At 69.4% G+C, this 17,692-nt stretch carries 15 protein-coding genes and 3 pseudogenes; 6 read left to right on the top strand and 12 right to left on the bottom strand.

Going from position 1 to position 17,692, the window contains the following annotated elements:
- Positions 1–3 precede the first annotated feature (3 nt).
- Positions 4–879: a KPN_02809 family neutral zinc metallopeptidase gene (gene ypfJ, locus BN4348_RS36515; protein WP_066910337.1), complete on the top strand. Its 876-nt coding sequence runs from the start codon at positions 4–6 to the stop codon at positions 877–879.
- On the opposite strand, the gene BN4348_RS36510 is transcribed toward ypfJ, so the two are convergent.
- A complete protein-coding gene (locus BN4348_RS36510; RefSeq protein WP_066910335.1) occupies positions 876–1,307 on the bottom strand; it encodes a hypothetical protein in 432 nt (143 codons plus the stop codon). The genes ypfJ and BN4348_RS36510 overlap by 4 nt on opposite strands.
- 65 nt (positions 1,308–1,372) lie before the next feature.
- Between BN4348_RS36510 and BN4348_RS36505 the strand changes: the two genes are divergently transcribed.
- The gene (locus BN4348_RS36505; RefSeq protein WP_066910332.1) at positions 1,373–2,938 is read left to right on the top strand and encodes a purple acid phosphatase family protein; all 1,566 of its coding nucleotides are present in this window, start codon (positions 1,373–1,375) and stop codon (positions 2,936–2,938) included.
- Position 2,939: 1 nt separating this feature from the next.
- On the opposite strand, the gene BN4348_RS36500 is transcribed toward BN4348_RS36505, so the two are convergent.
- From BN4348_RS36500 to BN4348_RS36485, 4 genes are all read right to left on the bottom strand, one after another.
- Positions 2,940–3,959 carry an Rv2578c family radical SAM protein gene (locus BN4348_RS36500; RefSeq protein ID WP_066910329.1) on the bottom strand — a complete coding sequence of 340 codons (1,020 nt, stop codon included), beginning with the start codon at positions 3,957–3,959 and terminating at the stop codon, positions 2,940–2,942.
- A 42-nt stretch (positions 3,960–4,001) separates the two neighbouring features.
- Positions 4,002–5,363, bottom strand: a complete 1,362-nt coding sequence (locus tag BN4348_RS36495) for an HNH endonuclease signature motif containing protein (protein WP_211145691.1) — start codon at positions 5,361–5,363, stop codon at positions 4,002–4,004.
- A gap of 35 nt (positions 5,364–5,398) precedes the next feature.
- Positions 5,399–6,661, bottom strand: a complete 1,263-nt coding sequence (gene hisS, locus BN4348_RS36490) for a histidine--tRNA ligase (RefSeq protein WP_066910326.1) — start codon at positions 6,659–6,661, stop codon at positions 5,399–5,401.
- Positions 6,658–7,320: an MBL fold metallo-hydrolase gene (locus BN4348_RS36485; RefSeq protein WP_066910323.1), complete on the bottom strand. Its 663-nt coding sequence runs from the start codon at positions 7,318–7,320 to the stop codon at positions 6,658–6,660. Before BN4348_RS36485 ends, hisS begins: the two co-directional genes overlap by 4 nt.
- 105 nt (positions 7,321–7,425) lie before the next feature.
- Between BN4348_RS36485 and BN4348_RS62725 the strand changes: the two are divergent.
- A pseudogene (locus BN4348_RS62725) lies at positions 7,426–7,515 on the top strand (peptidylprolyl isomerase); the annotation flags it as partial.
- A gap of 4 nt (positions 7,516–7,519) precedes the next feature.
- Here BN4348_RS62725 and BN4348_RS36480 read toward each other — a convergent pair.
- Both BN4348_RS36480 and BN4348_RS36475 read right to left on the bottom strand, forming a co-directional pair.
- Positions 7,520–7,708 (bottom strand): annotated as a pseudogene (locus tag BN4348_RS36480) (histidine--tRNA ligase); the annotation flags it as partial.
- Positions 7,705–8,367 carry an MBL fold metallo-hydrolase gene (locus BN4348_RS36475; RefSeq protein WP_066910323.1) on the bottom strand — a complete coding sequence of 221 codons (663 nt, stop codon included), beginning with the start codon at positions 8,365–8,367 and terminating at the stop codon, positions 7,705–7,707. The pseudogene BN4348_RS36480 and the gene BN4348_RS36475, both read right to left, overlap by 4 nt.
- A 105-nt stretch (positions 8,368–8,472) precedes the next feature.
- Between BN4348_RS36475 and BN4348_RS36470 the strand changes: the two genes are divergently transcribed.
- The 3 genes and pseudogenes from BN4348_RS36470 (at position 8,473) to BN4348_RS61170 (ending at position 10,799) form a co-directional block, all read left to right on the top strand.
- Positions 8,473–9,381, top strand: a complete 909-nt coding sequence (locus tag BN4348_RS36470; RefSeq protein WP_066910320.1) for a peptidylprolyl isomerase — start codon at positions 8,473–8,475, stop codon at positions 9,379–9,381.
- A gap of 142 nt (positions 9,382–9,523) precedes the next feature.
- Positions 9,524–10,072: pseudogene (locus BN4348_RS61175) on the top strand (serine/threonine-protein kinase); the annotation flags it as partial.
- 199 nt (positions 10,073–10,271) lie between these two features.
- A complete protein-coding gene (locus BN4348_RS61170; protein ID WP_235852669.1) occupies positions 10,272–10,799 on the top strand; it encodes a peptidylprolyl isomerase in 528 nt (175 codons plus the stop codon).
- 4 nt (positions 10,800–10,803) lie between these two features.
- On the opposite strand, the gene BN4348_RS36460 is transcribed toward BN4348_RS61170, so the two are convergent.
- The 5 genes from BN4348_RS36460 to secD form a co-directional block, all read right to left on the bottom strand.
- The gene (locus BN4348_RS36460; protein ID WP_066910358.1) at positions 10,804–13,152 is read right to left on the bottom strand and encodes a RelA/SpoT family protein; all 2,349 of its coding nucleotides are present in this window, start codon (positions 13,150–13,152) and stop codon (positions 10,804–10,806) included.
- A 43-nt stretch (positions 13,153–13,195) separates the two neighbouring features.
- Positions 13,196–13,738 carry an adenine phosphoribosyltransferase gene (locus BN4348_RS36455; RefSeq protein ID WP_066910317.1) on the bottom strand — a complete coding sequence of 181 codons (543 nt, stop codon included), beginning with the start codon at positions 13,736–13,738 and terminating at the stop codon, positions 13,196–13,198.
- Positions 13,735–15,369, bottom strand: coding sequence for an ABC transporter substrate-binding protein (locus tag BN4348_RS36450; protein ID WP_066910314.1), 1,635 nt, complete (start codon positions 15,367–15,369; stop codon positions 13,735–13,737). The genes BN4348_RS36455 and BN4348_RS36450 overlap by 4 nt, the downstream gene beginning before the upstream one ends.
- A gap of 5 nt (positions 15,370–15,374) precedes the next feature.
- Positions 15,375–16,604 (bottom strand): protein translocase subunit SecF, encoded by a 1,230-nt coding sequence (gene secF, locus BN4348_RS36445; RefSeq protein ID WP_066910311.1) that lies wholly within the window; start codon positions 16,602–16,604, stop codon positions 15,375–15,377.
- Between the two features lie 3 nt (positions 16,605–16,607).
- Positions 16,608–17,692, bottom strand: a 1,085-nt coding sequence (gene secD, locus BN4348_RS36440) for a protein translocase subunit SecD (protein ID WP_084454017.1), incomplete at its 5' end; no start/stop codon positions are given.

Here is a 17,692-nt window from a genome sequence, read left to right as displayed (position 1 = left end):
GCGATGACCTTCAACGAGGGCATGCAGATCGACACCAGCACCGCGTCCTCGTCCGGTGGCGGGGGCATGGGGATGGCCCTCGGGGGCGGCGGAATCGGGCTGCTGATCCTCATCGGCGCGTTGTTTTTCGGCATCGATCCGGGCCGCGTGATGAACCAGCAGATGAACACCGGCGGCTATTCGGCGCCCGGTTTCGACCTGAGCCAGTGCAAGACCGGGGCCGACGCCAACAAGTACGTGCAGTGCCGCGTGATCGCGACCGGCAACTCCGTGGATGCGGTGTGGCATCAGCTGATGCCGAACTACACCCGCCCCCACGTGCGCCTGTTCACCGGTTCGGTCAACACCGGGTGTGGGCCCGCCACCACCGCGGTGGGCCCGTTCTACTGCCCGGTGGACCAGACCGCGTACTTCGATACCGGCTTCTTCAAGGAGCTGGTCGACCGATTCGGTTCCAGCGGTGGGCCTTTCGCGCAGGAGTACGTGGTCGCGCACGAGTACGGCCACCACGTGCAGCAGCTGCAGGGCATCCTGGGCCGCTCGCAGCAGGGCGCGCAGGGCGCCGGCGGCAACGGCGTGCGCACGGAGCTCCAGGCCGATTGCTACGCCGGCATCTGGGCGCACTACGCGTCGACGGTGAAGCAGGAGAGCACCGGGGTGCCCTACCTGCAACCGCTGAGCGACCAGGACATCGCCGACGCGCTCTCGGCGGCGGCGTCGGTGGGCGACGACCGGATTCAGAAGGAGTCGACGGGACGCGTCAACCCCGAGTCGTGGACGCACGGCTCGTCGGCGGAACGGCAGAAGTGGTTCACCATCGGGTACCAGACCGGCGACCCCAACAAGTGCGACACCTTCGCCGCGACGAACTTGGGTTAGCCCCTGGCCGCGCAGGTGACGGTGGTCGTCGCGTCCTGGTGCGCGACCACTTGGCCGTCGACGGCGATCTCGCAGTGGAACGAAGCGGGACCATTGCCCGAATCCGGCCAGTGCAGCATGCCGCTGGCGGTGACGCTCGCCCACTGGGCCGGGTTCGCCAACGTGGCTGTGTAGGTGACCGGCGCTCCCCCGCTCAGCGGCGCCCGCACACTGGTCATGAACTTCGACGGGTCGGCGTTGTAGGCGGCCTGGCTGGGCGGATCGGAACTCACGTAGCTGACCGTGGCGGTCAGATTGTTGGGGCTCGTCACGGTGTAGGTCACCTGATGGCCGTCCGCGTGCGCGGTCGCGGGGATCGCGGCCACTCCCGCGGCCGCTGCAAACGTTGCCAACGCGACCGCGCCGATCACATTTCGCACGTTCGTCATATCGAAAACGCTACCGGATTCGTTACCGATGCCGCCGGTTCGCCCGGGTCGGGTATGAAGCAAGCATGACTGACGACGCCGGGATCAGCCGCCGCCGGCTGTTGACCACCAGCGCGGTCTCGGCCGCCCTGGGGGCGGGCATCGGGGGCGGCGCGACGCTGCTGGGGTCGCATCCCCAGGCGCCGTCGGCGTGGTATCAGCCGGACCGCAGCGGCGCACCGCCGGTGACCGGCCTGCATCTGCAGTTCGGCAAGAGCGCGGCCACCGAGGTGGTGATCTCCTGGCATACCACCGAGGCCGTCCGCAATCCGCGCGTCATGCTGGGCACCCCGGAGTCCGGCTTCGGGCGCACCGTCGAGGCCGAAACCCGCACCTACCGGGATGCCAAGTCTGGTGTCGAGGTTCGCGTCAACCACGCCCGCCTGACGGGGCTGGCGCCCGATTCCGACTACGTGTACGCCGCGGTGCACGACGGCGCCGAGCCGGAAACCGCAACGGTGCACACGGCGCCGTCGGGACGAAAGCCGCTGCGCTTCACCAGCTTCGGCGACCAATCCACGCCGACGCTGGCCAGGCTGCCCGACGGCAGGTACGCCACCGACAACATCGGGTCGCCCGCGGCCGCCGACACCACGCTGGCGGTCGAGCGGCTCGGTCCGCTGTTCAACCTCGTCAACGGCGACCTGTGCTACGCCAACCTCGCACGGGACCGCATCCGCACCTGGTCGAACTGGTTCGAGAACAACACGCGCTCGGCGCGGTACCGGCCCTGGATGCCGGCCGCGGGCAACCACGAGAACGAATTGGGCAACGGCCCAATCGGTTACGACGCCTACCAGACCTACTTCGCGTTGCCGGATTCGGGGTCGAGCCTTCAGACCCGCGGGCTGTGGTACTCGTTCACCGCCGGCCCGGTCCGGGTGATCAGCCTCAACAACGACGACGTCGCCTTCCAGGACGGCGGCAACTTCTACGTACACGGCTATTCGGGCGGCAAGCAAAAGCGTTGGCTCGCCGCCGAACTCGCCGCCGCACGGCGCGACCCCGACATCGACTGGATCGTCGTCTGCATGCATCAGACGGCGATCTCCACCGCCGACAAGGCCAACGGCGCCGACCTGGGGATCCGCGAGGAATGGCTGCCGTTGTTCGACCGGTATCAGGTCGATCTGGTGGTGTGCGGCCACGAGCACCACTACGAGCGGTCGCATCCGCTGCGCGGAACGCTGGGCACCGACACCCGCACGCCGGTGCCCGTCGACACCCGCAACGACCTCATCGACTCGACCCGCGGCACCGTGCACCTCGTCATCGGCGGCGGCGGCACGTCGGCGCCGAGCAACGGGTTCTTGTTTCCCGAGCCACGGTGCCGCGTGCTGACCGGCGTCGGGGCGTTCGACCCCGCCCTTGGCCGCAAGGCGCCGATCTACGTCCTGGAGGACGCGCCCTGGTCCGCGTTCCGCGACCGCGACAACCCTTACGGCTTCGCGTCTTTCGACGTCGACCCGGGCCAACCCGGCGGCCACACCACGATCACGGCCACGCATTACGCGCTGAGCGGTCCCTTCGGCCAGGTCACCGCGGTGGACCAGTTCACGCTGAGCAAGCCGCGCGGCGACCGGCCCGCCTAGCTCAAAACAGCGTCGCCTGCTGGGGTTCCGGGGCGGCCGTGGGCTGTGGGGCCGGGCGGGGATCGCCGGTGAGCCGATGCTTGGCGATCAGCGGCGCGGCCCGCGCGCGCAGCGCGTCGCGGTAGCTCGGCGGCAGGTAGGCCCCGCGGCGGTACAGCTCGCGATACCGCCCGACCAGTTCGGGGTGCGAGCGGGCCAGCCACGCCATGAACCAGCCCCGGGTCGAACCGCGCAGGTGCAGGCCGAAAACCGTCACACCCGTGGCGCCGGCCGCGGCGATCTGGCTCAGCAGCCGATCGAGGTGCTCGGCGGAATCGGTGAGGTGCGGCAGCACCGGGGCGACCATCACGTGGCAGTCCAGACCCGCGTCGCGGATCGCGGTGATGAGGCCCAGCCGCGCCTGCGGGGTCGGCGTGCCCGGTTCGACGTCGCGGTGCAAGTCCGGGTCGCCGACCGCCAGCGACACCGCGACCGACACCGGAACCTGTTGGGCCGCATCGGTTATCAGCGGGAGGTCGCGCCGCAGCAGCGTGCCCTTGGTGAGGATCGACAGCGGCGTGCCGGACCCGGCCAGAGCGCCGATGATGCCCGGCATCAGCGCATAACGCCCCTCGGCGCGCTGGTAGGGATCGGTGTTGGTGCCCAGCGCGACGGTCTCGCGCTGCCACGACGGCCGGCGCAGCTCGCGACGCAGCACCTCGGCGACGTTGGTCTTGACCACCACCTGGGTGTCGAAGTCGGTGCCGCAATCGAAGTCGAGGTACTCGTGGGTGGGACGCGCGAAACAGTAGCGGCAGGCGTGCGAGCAGCCGCGGTAGCCGTTGACGGTGTACCGGAACGGCAGGGCCGCCGCATTGGGCACCTTGTTGAGCGCCGACTTGCACAGCACCTCGTGGAAGGTGATGCCCTCGAACTGCGGTGCGCGCACGCTTCGGACGAGGCCGATCCGCTGCAGCCCCGGCAGCGCCCCGTCGTCGACGGGGTCCCCGTTGACCGCGACGGCCTGACCGGACCAGCGCATGCCCCTATTCGAACAATAGTTCGATCGCGTTGTCAAGCGCCGCTAAAACGGCGGCGGGTCGTCGTCGTCGGGCGGTGGGGCGGGTCCGCCGTAGGTCCGGTAGTCCGCGGGCGGGGTGGTGCGCGCTTCGCGGGCCTCCCGGTTATGTCGGCGTTCGGTGGCGATGCGGTACGCGCGATCTTGGGCGCGGGTGCGACGGCGTTTGGGCATCATCGCGGTACGCTCACCGCAGTAATCCGGCGGCGGGTCGGCCTCGGCGGCGGCGAACCCGCCAACCGCCCGACACAAACTCGGGAACAGCAGCGCGCTGCCCGGCGTGGTCACGTAGGTGTGCCCGGCCGGGGAGGTCAGGATCAACGTTCCGTCGGCAAGCTGTTGTTCGGCCCAGCCCATGAACGTCTTGACCAAGTGGTGAGTTCTGCAGTAGCACTTGAGGTTTGACGCGTGGGTCGGCCCACCCTGACTGTAGGGGATGGTGTGGTCGAGATCGCACTGCACCGCGGGACAATCGCAGCCGGGCCAGCGACACGTCAGATCCCGGCAACGCACGAAATCGGCCAACGCCCTGGAGGGTAAATAGCCGTTTTCGGGCGGGGCATAGCCGGGGTGAATCAGCGGCACCCGCTTGGCCGAGGCGGCCAATTCCTGGAGCAGTTCGGGTGGGATNTCCGCCCCGGCGGCCAACGCCCCCAGCGCGTCGGCGCGGCGCTGCTCACGGCTGCGCGGATCGTGCGCACACACCGTGGCCGCCAACGAAGTCAGCCGCCGGTCCAAGGCGTGGGCGTCCGCGGCGAACAGACTCCCGTGGATCTCGGCGAGCCCGTCCTGGACCCGATCGCCGATCCACACCTCCCGATCGACCCGGGCCTCGCGGCGCCGGCGCACCGCATCGGCATCGGCATTGGCCACGATCTTGTCCACCTGCCCGGCCAGCCGGCCCCGGCTCATCGACGGCCAGCGCCCCACGTTGGCCGCCAGCGTGGCATCCACACCCGCCAACACGTCGTCGTCGACGATCAAATCGGTGCGGAACACGATCGTCTGAAACATCCGGAAATCGATGTCGCCGGCCCTGAACACCTCCGCGACGCGAGGCAGGCGCTCACAGAGCGCCCGCGCGTAGTGCAGCCGGCTGGCCGCCAGGCCCTGGCTTACCCGCAACGCGGCCGCGATCTCGGCGGTCACCGCCTCCATGGTGTCGATCGCCCAATCCTCGGTCTCCGAACACCGCGACAACCGGTACCGAAACAACTCGTGGATCGCGACCAGCTGCGCGGCCGCGTCCCGGTTCTCCGCTCGCGACGCCGCGCAGATCCGCTCCACCATCGCCGCCGATTCCGCCGTCTTGGACGGATAGCGCCGCTCGATCATCTCGTCGAACCGGGCCCGCACGTCATCGAACACGTGTTCGAGTATGCCACGGGGGCCTGACAGGAAGCTCAGCCGCCCAGCCGCGCGAGCACGTCGGCGACGACGGAGTCCGTCGGCACGGACACCTGATCGCCCGTCTGTAGATCCTTGACCCCGACGGTCCCGGACTCGAGGTCCCGGTCACCCGCCACCAGCGCGACCCGCGCGCCGGACCGGTCGGCCGCGCGCATCGCCCCCTTGAGCCCGCGGTCGCCGTAGGCCAGGTCGACGCGGACGCCGGCGGCGCGCAGTCGCGCCGCGAGCACCGCCAGCGCGAGCTTGGCCGGCTCGCTCAGCGGCACCCCGAACACGTCGCAGCGCGTGGTCTCCCCCACGCGCTTCCCCTCGGCGCGCAGGGCCAGCAGGGTCCGGTCCACGCCGAGCCCAAATCCGATGCCCGACAGGTCTTGTCCGCCAAGCTCGCGCATCAGGCCGTCGTAGCGGCCGCCGCCGCCGATCCCGGACTGCGCGCCCAGGCCGTCGTGCACGAACTCGAACGTGGTCTTGGTGTAGTAATCCAGCCCGCGCACCATCCGCGGGTTGAGGACGTACGGCACCCCGAGCGCGTCCAAATGCGCCAGCACCGTGTCGAAGTGCTGCTTGGCGCCGTCGGACAGGTGATCGAGCAGGACCGGCGCGTCGGCCGTCATCGCCCGCACGTCGGGCCGTTTGTCGTCGAGCACGCGCAGCGGATTCAGCTGCGCGCGCCGCCGCGTCTCGTCGTCGAGGTCGAGGCCAAACAGGAACTCCTGCAACAGTTCCCGATATTGCGGGCGGCAACTCTCGTCGCCGAGCGAGGTGATCTCCAGCCGGAAGCCGTCCAGGCCCAGCGAGCGGAAGCCGGCGTCGGCGACGGCGATCACCTCGGCGTCCAGCGCGGGATCGTCGACGCCGATCGCCTCGACCCCGACCTGCTGCAGCTGGCGATACCGGCCGGCCTGCGGGCGTTCGTATCGGAAGAACGGCCCCGCGTAACAGAGCTTCACCGGCAGGGCGCCGCGGTCCAGGCCGTGCTCGATCACCGCGCGCACCACGCCGGCGGTGCCCTCTGGCCGCAGCGTCACCGAGCGGTCACCCCGGTCGGCGAACGTGTACATCTCCTTGGAGACGACGTCGGTGGATTCGCCTACGCCGCGGGCGAATAGGGCGGTGTCTTCGAAGATGGGCAGCTCGGCGTCGCCGTAGCCGGCGCGCCGGGCCGCGGCCAGCAGCGCGTCGCGCACCGCGACGAACTGCGCCGAATCGGGCGGGAGGTAGTCCGGCACCCCCTTGGGGGCAGAGAACTCCGTCACCGGCTCAGGCCCTCGAGGAACGGGTTGAAACGCCGCTCGGCGCCGATGGTGGTGGCGCTGCCGTGCCCCGGCAGCACCACGGTGTCGTCGTCGAGCACCAACAGCTTGTCCATGATCGACGTCAGCAGGTCGCGGCCGCTGCCGCCGAACAGGTCCGTGCGGCCCACCGAGCGCTCGAACAGCGTGTCCCCGGTGAAGACGACGTCTTCGTCCGACGCGACCCGGAAGACCACCGATCCGCGCGTGTGCCCCGGCGTGTGGTCGACGGTGACGGTCACGCTGCCCAGGTCCAGCTTGTCGCCGTCGCGGTCCAGCTCCACCACCTGCCTGGGCTCGCGGAAGAAGGCGCCCGCCACCACCTGCGCCAGCCGCGGTCCGAGGCCGAAGATGGGGTCGGTCAGCATGAAGCGGTCCTCGGGGTGGATGTAGGTGGGGCAGCCGAAGGTGTCGGAAACCTTCTGGGCGGACCAGATGTGGTCGATGTGGCCGTGGGTGAGCAGCACCGCGGCCGGGGTCAGCCGGTTCTCGTCGAGGATTCGCCGCAGCGCGCCCATCGCGCGCTGCCCGGGATCGACGATGACGGCGTCGGTGCCGGGGCGTTCGGCCAGCACATAGCAGTTGCACGCCAACATGCCGGCGGGGAATCCGGTGATCAACACGGTTCCCAGTTTCCCACGGGGCCCGGTTGGCGCCGGTCAGGGCGCCCACATTAGCCTGGGCTGGCTAGCTCGGGCCCTATCGACCGACATGGAGGCATACCGGCCGTGCCGACCAACGAACAGCGACGTGCCAGCGCCAAGCGCAAACTCGAACGGCAGCTGGAGCGGCGCCAGAAGCAAGCCAAGAGGCGCCGCGNTTGGAGACGACGTCGGTGGATTCGCCTACGCCGCGGGCGAATAGGGCGGTGTCTTCGAAGATGGGCAGCTCGGCGTCGCCGTAGCCGGCGCGCCGGGCCGCGGCCAGCAGCGCGTCGCGCACCGCGACGAACTGCGCCGAATCGGGCGGGAGGTAGTCCGGCACCCCCTTGGGGGCAGAGAACTCCGTCACCGGCTCAGGCCCTCGAGGAACGGGTTGAAACGCCGCTCGGCGCCGATGGTGGTGGCGCTGCCGTGCCCCGGCAGCACCACGGTGTCGTCGTCGAGCACCAACAGCTTGTCCATGATCGACGTCAGCAGGTCGCGGCCGCTGCCGCCGAACAGGTCCGTGCGGCCCACCGAGCGCTCGAACAGCGTGTCCCCGGTGAAGACGACGTCTTCGTCCGACGCGACCCGGAAGACCACCGATCCGCGCGTGTGCCCCGGCGTGTGGTCGACGGTGACGGTCACGCTGCCCAGGTCCAGCTTGTCGCCGTCGCGGTCCAGCTCCACCACCTGCCTGGGCTCGCGGAAGAAGGCGCCCGCCACCACCTGCGCCAGCCGCGGTCCGAGGCCGAAGATGGGGTCGGTCAGCATGAAGCGGTCCTCGGGGTGGATGTAGGTGGGGCAGCCGAAGGTGTCGGAAACCTTCTGGGCGGACCAGATGTGGTCGATGTGGCCGTGGGTGAGCAGCACCGCGGCCGGGGTCAGCCGGTTCTCGTCGAGGATTCGCCGCAGCGCGCCCATCGCGCGCTGCCCGGGATCGACGATGACGGCGTCGGTGCCGGGGCGTTCGGCCAGCACATAGCAGTTGCACGCCAACATGCCGGCGGGGAATCCGGTGATCAACACGGTTCCCAGTTTCCCACGGGGCCCGGTTGGCGCCGGTCAGGGCGCCCACATTAGCCTGGGCTGGCTAGCTCGGGCCCTATCGACCGACATGGAGGCATACCGGCCGTGCCGACCAACGAACAGCGACGTGCCAGCGCCAAGCGCAAACTCGAACGGCAGCTGGAGCGGCGCCAGAAGCAAGCCAAGAGGCGCCGCGTCATGGTGATCGCCGGGGGCTCGATCGCGGCGGTGGCCGTGATCGCCGCGGTGGTGATCGCCATCGTCAACACCAAACACGAGCACAAGACCAACACCGCGGCACCGACGAGCACCCCCGCCGCCAGCAGCGCCCCGGAGGCCTCCACTTCCGCGACGCCCGCCGGGCCGCCGCCGCCGGTTCCGCCGCTGCCGGCGTTCAAGCCGTCGGCCAACCTGGGCGCCAACTGCCAGTACCCGGCGTCGTCGGACCCGGCCGCCAAACAGGTCAAGCCGCCCCGCACCGGCAAGGTCCCGACGGATCCGGCGCAGGTGAGCGCCAGCATGGCGACGAGCCAGGGCAACATCGGCCTGATGCTGGCCAACAACGAATCGCCTTGCACGGTCAACAGTTTCGCGAGCCTGATCGGTCAGAAGTACTTCGACAACACCCAATGCCACCGGTTGACCACCTCGGACACGCTGGGCGTCCTGCAGTGCGGCGACCCCAAGGGCGACGGCACCGGCGGCCCCGGCTACCAATTCGCCAACGAGTACCCCACCGACCAGTACCCGCCCAACGACCCCAAGCTGCAGCAGCCGGTGCTCTATCCGCGCGGCACCCTGGCGATGGCCAACGCCGGGCCCGGCACCAACGGCAGCCAGTTCTTCATGGTCTACAAGGACTCGCAGCTGCCGCCCCAATACACGGTCTTCGGCACCATCCAGTCCGACGGGCTGGCGGTCCTGGACAAGATCGCCAAGGCCGGCGTGGCCGGCGGCGGCGAAGACGGGCCGCCCGCCAGCGAAGTCACCATCAAGTCGCTGCTTCTCGACTAAACTCGGCGCAGCGCAACACCATCGCGCAGATTGCTGAGAATCGCCAGACTCGCACCCGCCACGGTTTAGGGTTCGTGGGGTGAGTATTGATCCGGAGTCTTTCGGTCATTACCAAATAGTGGAGTTGCTGGGCCGCGGTGGCATGGGGCGCGTCTACCGCGCCTACGATGCGTCCACCGACCGGGTGGTGGCTCTCAAAGTGCTCCCGCCGCATCTGGCCGAGGATCAGGACTTTCAGCACCGCTTCCGCCGGGAGGCGCGCATCGCCGCGGGCCTCAACGACCCGCACATCGTGCCCATCCACGGTTACGGCGAGATCGACGGCCAGCTGTATGTCGACATGCGGCTGATCGAGGGCCGCGACCTGTCGCAGTACATCGACGAAAGCGGCGGACGGCTGTCCCCCGAGCGCACGGTCGCGGTCATCGAACAGGTTGCGGCTGCGCTGGACAGCGCCCACCGGGTGGGGCTGGTGCACCGCGACATCAAGCCGAAGAACATTCTGGTGACCACCGCGCACAATTTCGTCTACCTGATCGACTTCGGCCTCGCCCGCGCGGAATCCGACACCCAACTGACGCACACCGGCGCCACGATGGGCACCGTGGCGTACCTGGCGCCCGAGCGCTTCAGGGGGACAACGGATCACCGCGCCGACGTGTATTCGTTGGCCTGCGTTCTGTACGAGTGCCTGACCGGAAGCCGCCCCTACCCCGGCGACAGCCTTGAGGAACAGCTGCACGCGCACGTCAACGCTCCGCCGCCGCGGGCGNGCGACCGTGCCGCCGTTGCCGGCGTTCGCGCCCCCGCCCGGCGTCGGCGCCGATTGCCAATACCCGCCGTCGCCGGATCCGGCGAGCAAGCCCGCCAGCCCGCCGCCGTCCGGCAGGATGTCCACCGAGCCGGCCCAGATCCGCGCCGTCATCTCGACCAACTTCGGCGATATCGGGATCCAGCTCGCCAATTACGAGTCCCCCTGCACGGTGAACAGCTTCACCAGCCTCGCGAGGCAGGGCTTCTTCGACAACACCATTTGCGGGCGGATCATCGACGAGCCGGACGGGGGGACGCTACTGTTCGGCGGCGGCGATGCCGACGGCGGCGGGGGCGCCGGTTATGAATTCGCCGACGAATACCCCACCAACCAATACAAGGCCGACGATCCCGCGCTCAAGGCAACCGTGATCTATCCGCGCGGGACCGTCGCGATGGCCCAGTCCGGACCCAACACCAACGAAAGCCAGTTCTTCATGGTTTACCGGGACGCCGAGATCGAGCCGACGTCCACGGTGTTCGGCTCCGTCGACCAGGCCGGCCTGGACACCCTCGACAAGATCGCCAAGGTGGGGATTGCCGGCAATCGCACCCGGGGCAATCCCGCCAGCACCGTGACGATCAACTCGGTGCGGGTGGGCTAGGACCTCAGGCCGCGGACGTCACCCGGTAGACGTCGTAGACGCCTTCGACGTTGCGCACCACGTTGAGCAGATGGCCGAGGTGCTTCGGGTCGCCCATCTCGAAGGTGAACCGGCTGATCGCAACCCGGTCACCCGAGGTGGTGACCGACGCCGAGAGGATGTTGACCTTCTCGTCGGCGAGCACCCGGGTGATGTCCGACAGCAGCCGGTGCCGGTCGAGCGCCTCGACCTGGATGGCCACCAGGAACACCGACGACGCCGACGGCGCCCACAGCACCTCGATGATGCGCTCGGACTGCTGCTGCAGCGACGCGGCGTTGGTGCAGTCGGTGCGGTGCACGCTGACCCCGCCGCCGCGGGTGACGAACCCCATGATCTGGTCGCCGGGCACCGGGGTGCAACACTTGGCCAGCTTGGTCAGCACGCCCGGGGCGCCGGGGACCGAAACCCCGACGTCGTCGCTGCTGCGCGGGCGCCGCAGCATGGTGGTCGGCGTGGACCGCTCGGCGAGTTCCTCCTCGGCCTGGTCGATGCCGCCGAGCTCGGCCAGCAGCCGCTGCACGGCGTGCTTCGCCGACACGTGCCCTTCGCCGATCGCGGTGTAGAGCGCGGACACGTCGGCGTAGTGCAGCTCGCGGGCCACCGCGGCCATCGACTCGCCGTTCACCAAGCGCTGCAACGGAAGTCCGCCGCGCCGCACTTCGCGGGCCATCGCCTCCTTGCCGGCCTCCAGCGCCTCTTCGCGGCGCTCCTTGGCGAACCACTGCCGGATCTTCGCCTTGGCCCGCGGCGACACCACGAACTGCTGCCAGTCCCGCGACGGTCCGGCGTTGGGCGCCTTGGAGGTGAAAACCTCGACGACTTCGCCGTTTTCGAGCTTGCGCTCCAGCGCCACCAGGCGGCCGTTGACCCTCGCGCCGATGCAGCGGTGGCCGACCTCGGTGTGCACCGCGTAGGCGAAATCGATCGGCGTCGACCCCGTCGGCAACGTGATGACGTCGCCCTTGGGCGTGAAGACGAAGATCTCCTGGACCGCAAGGTCATACCGCAGCGACTCCAGGAATTCGCCCGGGTCGGCGGCCTCCCGCTGCCAGTCGAGCAGCTGTCGCATCCAGGCCATGTCGTCGATCTCGGCGGCGCTGTGCGGATGCGGAACACCGTTGCGGCCCTTGGCTTCCTTGTAGCGCCAGTGCGCAGCGATGCCGTATTCGGCGGTGCGGTGCATGTCGCGGGTGCGGATCTGGATTTCCAGCGGCTTGCCCTCCGGCCCGACGACGGTGGTGTGCAACGACTGGTAGACGCCGTATCTGGGCTGGGCGATGTAGTCCTTGAACCGCCCGGCCATCGGCTGCCACAGCGAGTGCACCACGCCGACGGCGGCGTAACAGTCCCGGATCTCGTCGCACAGGATGCGGATGCCGACCAGGTCGTGGATGTCGTCGAAGTCGCGGCCCTTGACGATCATCTTCTGGTAGATCGACCAGTAGTGCTTGGGGCGGCCCTCCACCGTCGCCTTGATCTTCGACGCGTTCAGCGTGTTGATGATCTCGGTGCGAACCTTGGCCAGGTAGGTGTCCCGCGACGGCGCGCGGCCGGCGACCAGCCGCACGATCTCCTCGTACTTCTTGGGGTGCAGGATCGCAAACGACAGGTCCTCCAGCTCCCACTTGACGCTGGCCATGCCCAGCCGATGGGCAAGGGGCGCAATGACTTCCAGCGTCTCGCGGGCCTTGCGGGCCTGCTTTTCGGGCGGCAGGAAGCGCATGGTGCGCATGTTGTGCAGCCGGTCGGCGACCTTGATCACCAGCACCCGCGGGTCGCGGGCCATGGCGGTGATCATCTTGCGGATGGTCTCCCCCTCGGCGGCGCTGCCCAGCACCACCCGGTCCAGCTTGGTCACGCCGTCGACGAGGTGGCCGACCTCCTCGCCGAATTCCTCGCTCAATGCCTCGAGCGTGTAACCGGTGTCCTCGACGGTGTCGTGCAGCAGCGCGGCCACCAAAGTGGTGGTGTCCATGCCCAATTCGGCCAGGATGCTGGCGACGGCCAGCGGGTGGGTGATGTAGGGGTCACCGGAGTGGCGCAACTGGGTGGCGTGCCGCTGGTCGGCGACCTCAAACGCGCGCTGCAGCATCGACAGATCCGCTTTGGGGTAGACCTCGCGGTGCACCGCGACCAGCGGCTCGAGCACCGGGTTGAGGGCGCTGCGCTGGGCCGTCATCCGGCGGGCAAGCCGGGCCCGGACCCGGCGCGAGGCGCTCGTCTTCTCGACCGGCGGCTCCCCGACCAGCAGGGGTTGGGTGACGTCCGCGGGCGCGTCGAGGGCCTGCGCCGCGCTCTTCTCGTCAGCCACGTTGGTCACCTCCGACCTCGAGGATATCGCTAATGGGCGGCGGCTAGGCCCTGCTCAGGCTGAACACGGGCAGGGGCGCGACGGCCTCGCGGCCGCCCAGCGCGGTCAGCTCCATGACCACCGCCGCCGCGCTCACGTGGGCTCCGGCGCGTTGCAGCAACCGGGTGGCGGCGCCCAGTGTGCCGCCGGTCGCGAGCACGTCGTCGATGATGACAACGTCGCGGCCGCGCAAATCGATCCCGTCGGCGGGGATCTCCAGGGTGGCGGTGCCGTACTCCAGGGCGTACTGCTCGGCGTGCACCGGCGGCGGCAGCTTGCCGGACTTGCGAATGGCCAGCACGCCGGTGCCCAGCCGGCCGGCGACGGCCGCGGCCACCAGGAAGCCGCGGGAGTCGATGCCGGCCACCAGGTCCGCGCCGGACACGACGTCGATCAACGCGTCGACGACCGCCGTCATACCGGCTCGGTCGGCGAAGACGGGGGTGAGGTCCTTGAACTGCACGCCTGGCTTCGGAAAATCCGCGACATCCCGGGCCAGCGACGCGATCAGTTCGGCCACCGGCGTGCCCCCGCCGACATCCGTCACTCGACCAGCGCCCATCGGTCCATGTTCCAGCCCACGCCCCAGCGGGTCGGGTTCCTGCTCACGGCGTACATCTTCTTCGACTTCAGCAGCGTGCGCTGCTGGCGGTACAGGGGCAGGGTCGGCATGTCGGCCCACAGGACCGGAGCCGCCTGCGCCAGCAGCCTGGCGCGCTCGGCGGGGTCGGCCGACACCGCCAGCGCGCTGATCGCGGCGTCGACCTGGGGGTTGGAGTACCCGGACAGGTTGTTGCCGTTGCCGCTGTGCAGGTCGTAGGCGTCCATCGCCGAGGAACCGGTCGACCCGCTGCCGCTGGCCCCGCCGGTGCTGGCCAGCAGCACGTCGATCTTGCCGTCCCGCAGCGCCTGCGGCCCCGAGGTGTCCAGCTTGGTGTCGGCAACGGTGATCCCGGCCGCCGCGCAGGACTTGGCGATGACCCCCACGGTCACCGCAAGCCGCGCGTTGGGCCCCTGGTAACCGATCCGCACCCGCTGCGGTGCGCCGCCCAGCGCGTCGCGGGCCGCGGCGGGGTCCGCCTTGGAAAACGGGCCGGCCTCGGCGGCGCCCTCACCGGCGGCGATCGCGTCGTCGGTGGCGGGCTGCAGGCGCGTGTTGGCGATCGCCACCCCGGCGTCGTGCGCGATCGTGTCGCGCGGGGTGCACAGCGCGACGGCGCGCCGGGCCTTGGGCTGCGCCAGCGGCCCCTGTGGCGCGAAGATCAGCTGCACGATGCCGTCCGACGGCGACTCGGTGCGCTCGTAGTTGTCCGGGGTGGGCAGCGTCCCGGAGGAGCCGGACGCGACGTCGACCACGTCGACGCTGCGGTTGTTCACCCGGTCCTGGATATCGGGCCCCTGCGGCCAGACGGTGATGCGCTTGGTGAGCGGCTTGGGACCCCACCAGCGGTCGTTGGCGACGAGCACCACGGCGCCGTCGCTGAGCATCGATTCGATCCTGTACGGCCCCGACGACGGGAAGCGCTTCAGATCCAGGCCGGGCTTGAGGTCCCAGGTGGTGTTCCACAGCTTGGCGATCTGCGCCACGACCTGCGAGTTGTTGCTCAGCAGCGCGGCGGTCACGTCCACGTTCAGCTCGTCGGCGATGACGTGCGACGGCATCAGCGAGGTCGCGCCGAACAGCTGGTTGTAGTCGACGACCCCGCGGTCGGGGACGAAGGACACCCGGGCCTTCTTCTGTCCCGGGATGCACTCGATGTTGGCGATGTCGACGTAACCGGCCTGGCTGGCGGCGTCGAAGCCGGGGAACCGGCCGGATTGCGCCGCCCAGGCCAGGACGAGGTCATCGCAGGTCACCGGCTTGCCGTCGCTGTAGACGGCGTTGTCGGCGATCTGGTAGTCGAGGACCAGCGGCGACCCGCCGACGACCGAGACGGTCCCGAAGTCGTGGTCGGCGACGACCTGCCCGTCCGGGCCGTGATAGCCGAAACCGGTGAGCGTGCGGGCGAACGCCTGCGCCCCGGCCGATGCGGCACCGACGACGGTGTTGGTGTTGTAGGTGCCCAGCGGGCCGTCGACCACGTAATCGATCTGCGGGGCGGCGCCACCCGAACAGGCCGTCAGCCCGAAGGCCGCCACCACGAGCCCGGCCAGTGCAAGCCGACACCAGGTGGCCATACGAGCTACCGCCGGCCGGCGTTTCGCTTGCCGCTCGGGCGCCGGGTTCCGGAGGGGCGCACCGGGCGCGCGCCCGGCGCCGGCTTGTTCGCCGCGGGCTTCTTGGGCGCCTCAGGCGCCTCGGCGGCCTCGGCCGGTTCAACCGCTTGCGAGCTCACCTCGACGGGCTCTTCGTGCGACTCCTCGCCGGAGGGCTTGCGCCGTTTGAGCACCCGGCGGGTGTGGGTGCGCACCAGCTCGGTGCGTTCGCGCAGCGTGACCAGCAGCGGGGTGGCGAAGAAGATCGAGGAATAGGTGCCGACCAGGATGCCCACCAGCTGCACCAGCGCAAGGTCCTTCAGCGTGCCGACGCCCAGCAGCCACACCGCCACCACCATCAGCGCCAGCACCGGCAGCACGCCGATCAGGCTGGTGTTGATCGAGCGCATGAACGTCTGGTTGATCGCCAGGTTCGCGTGCTCGGCGAAGGTGCGCCGGTTGGTGTGCTGGAAATCGCGGGTGTTCTCCTCGACCTTGTCGAACACGATGACGGTGTCGTAGAGCGAGAAGCCCAGGATCGTCAGCAGGCCGATGACCGTGGCCGGGCTGACCTCGAAGCCGACCAGCGAATACACGCCGGCGGTGACGGTCAGGTCGAAACACATGGTGGTCAGCGCGGAGATCGCCATGTAGCGCTCGTAGCGCACCGTGATGTACAGGCTGACCAGCGCCAGGAACACCACCAGCGCGATCAGCGCCTTCTTGGTGATCTGGTCTCCCCAGGTCTCCGACACCGCCGAGTCGCTGATGGCCTGCTTGCTCGGCTTGCCGTCGTTGCCCTTCGGCTGGAACGCGTCGAACAGGGCGTTGCGCAGCTTGGTGGTCTGGTCGTTGGTCAGCGTTTCCGAGCGGATCTGCACCGTCGCCGAGGCGCCGTTGCCGACGATGACCACCGACTCCGGGTCCTTGCCGATGGCCTTGCGGAACACCTCGGACACCTGCGCCGTCTGCGCGTTACCCCGGGGCATCGAGACGGTCGTGCCGCCCTTGAAGTCGATCCCAAAGGTGAAGCCCCGCAGGATGATGCTGAGGAGCGCGACCGCGACGATGGCGCCGCTGATCCCGTACCACAGCTTGCGGCGCCCGATCACCTCGAACGCGCCCGTGCCGGTATAGAGCCGGGAAATGAAGTTGTGGTGGGGCAGCTGGGCGCCGGTCAGCTCGACCGCGCTCTCGGACGCCTTGGAGGAAGTCATGCGCTAACCCCGTCCCGTCTTCACGTCCGCCGCCCGGCGTTCGCGCGCGGCCTGCTGCACCGCCCCCAGGCCGTTGTACGCCGGCTTGGCCAGCGTCGCGGACTGGGAGGCCAGGTAGACCAGCGGCCAGGTCACCAGGAACACCACCACGATGTCGAGGATCGTGGTCAGGCCCAGGGTGAACGCGAATCCCCGCACCTGGCCGATCGCCAGGGCGTAGAGCACCGCGGCGGCCAGGAAGGTGACGGCGTTGCCCGACACGATCGTCTTGCGGGCCCGCACCCATCCCCGTGGCACCGCCGACCGGAACGAACGTCCCTCTCGTATCTCGTCTTTGATGCGTTCGAAGAAGACCACGAACGAGTCGGCGGTGGTGCCGATGCCGATGATCAGACCCGCGATGCCCGCCAGGTCCAGGGTGTAGTTGATCTGGCGGCCCAGGATCACCAGGATCGCGAAAATCATTGCGCCGGAAGCGGTCAGTGACAGCGCCGTGAGCAAGCCCAGCACGCGGTAGTAGAGCAACGAATACACCAACACCAGAACGAGGCCGATGGCGCCGGCGAGCAGGCCGGCCCGCAGCGAGGTCAATCCCAGTGTCGCCGAGACGGTTTGGGCCTCCGAGGATTCGAAGGACAGCGGCAGCGACCCGTATTTCAAGACGTTGGCCAGCTGCTTGGCGGTGGTGGCGTTGAACGGGGGCTGGCCGCCGGAGATTTGGGTCCGCCCGCCGGGGATGGCCTCCTGGATCATCGGGGCGCTGACCACCTGGGAGTCCAGCGTGAACGCGGTCTGGGTGCCGACGTGGGCGGCGGTGAAGTCCGCCCAGGTGTTGGCCGCGGCGGGCTTGAACTGCAGGTCGACGACGTACCCGATGCCGCGCTGGTTCTGGCTCGACGTGGCGTTCGCGATCTGATCGCCGCTGATGATCGACGGGCCCAGCAGGTAGGCGACCTTGTGGTCGGTCGAGCAGGTCACCAGCGGCAGGGCCGGGTCGTCGTTGCCGGCGAGGATGTCGTCCTTCTTGTCGCACTGGGTCGCCTGGAACTGCAGCGCGAGGAACTGAATGCCCTGGCGGGTGCTCTGCC

It is taken from the genome of Mycobacterium interjectum, from assembly GCF_900078675.2.
Lineage (GTDB): Bacteria > Actinomycetota > Actinomycetes > Mycobacteriales > Mycobacteriaceae > Mycobacterium > Mycobacterium interjectum.
This window is presented reverse-complemented; position numbering and strand designations above follow the sequence as displayed.